Annotated in this window: 1 protein-coding gene; it reads right to left on the bottom strand. The window is 23.2% G+C overall.

What is annotated here, in order from left to right; translation table 11 throughout:
- Positions 1-104: 104 nt before the first annotated feature.
- On the bottom strand, positions 105-1,412 hold the full coding sequence (locus NSA58_RS20080; RefSeq protein WP_039678369.1) for a winged helix-turn-helix domain-containing protein: 1,308 nt from the start codon (positions 1,410-1,412) through the stop codon (positions 105-107).
- Positions 1,413-1,500: the final 88 nt, after the last annotated feature.

Raw genomic sequence — 1,500 nt, 5'->3', positions numbered from 1 at the left:
CGATCTAAATTTTCAATTAAATCAAAAGATGTTTATAATACCTTAACATGCAAAAAAAGATATATATTCAAATAACTAAAAAATTATTTGAATATATATCTTTTTTAAAATTTAAATTTCATGATTCTTTTAGGTCTACCAGCACCGTCTGGAAATTGTTTACCAACTATATCAATATAATTACATTCTTCCAATCTGTTCAACATTCTATTCGTTGATCTAATAGAAATACCACAGTATTTAGATAATTCACTTGTTGTAAAACAGTCTATTTTATATTTGTCTACCACATTATAAATTTTTAATATTTTATTTATATTTAAATTAGTTTTTGTTGCTATTTCTAATATTTTTTCGTCTATCTTCTCTTTCTTTTTTCTTTTAACATTATTAATAGGTCCTACACTAATACCATCTTCATATACTACATATGCAGTATTTTCATCATATTTTTTTGCTTTAATCATTGCTATATTAGAATTGTATTTAGCTTCAATTGCTGTTTTACCATAACCTATACCTATTGATACAATATGTAGTGATTTTTGCGAAATCCAATCTAATATGCTTATTTCTTTAAAGTTATTTGTTTTTCTTTCAATAATTTCTTTTGTAGTAAAAAGCAAGTATGTATTAAAACTTACTTCAACAATTGTAGCCTCAATATCTCTTCCAAATTCATAAACTATATCACTTACCTTGTTCTTCTCTCTTATATAATAATACTCATTTTTACTTATCAGAGAATATTCACTAGGCAAATCTATTTCTATAAACATTGAAACAAGTTGACTATTTTTATTAACTTTAGCTGTATATTTTAAATACAGCCTTTCAAATGAATCCATTATTACACTTTCTGTAGGTATTGCCATATAATTTTTTATATTCATATTTTTTAATTCATTATTAACTTTACTTAAGGCTGTAACAATACATACATTTTTATTTTCCTTTAAATTTTTTTTATGAAATTCAAGTGCTTCTTCATTTAAATTTCTATAATTTTCTAAATTCAGTTCATATAACTTTATATTTGTATCATTTAGATTTACTCCAACCATATCAAAGATTTGCTTTAGGTTTGATTTTGAATATGTATCAATACTTAAATCTTTTATATTTTCATTAAAATATTGCGCTTGAAATAGAGCATTCAAAAGAGAACTTTCATGCAATTGAAAATACTCCCACATTACTTCTTCTTTTATATTTTGTTTTGCTAAATAATAGCTTATTATACCTGCAAACATAATTCCATCGTATTTACTTTGTATTTTGTTTAAAATATCTAACACTTCTATATAATCATTATAGATATATATTTTTAATTCTATAGAATCCATTTGAGTTTTAACAATAGGTTCAACTTTACTTGCAATAGAATCAGGTGCTAATAGTGCAACTTTCATAAACATCAATCCTCTCAAAATCAGCATTTTATATTGATTTTTGGCTTTTGCCGTATTTTTTTATCGATATATTGTATTAATTACATAT

The sequence above is a fragment of the Terrisporobacter muris genome (assembly GCF_024621905.1).
Taxonomy (GTDB): Bacteria; Bacillota; Clostridia; order Peptostreptococcales; family Peptostreptococcaceae; genus Terrisporobacter; species Terrisporobacter muris.
The sequence above is the reverse complement of the archived record's forward strand: the minus strand, read 5'-3'. Positions and strand labels throughout refer to the sequence as shown.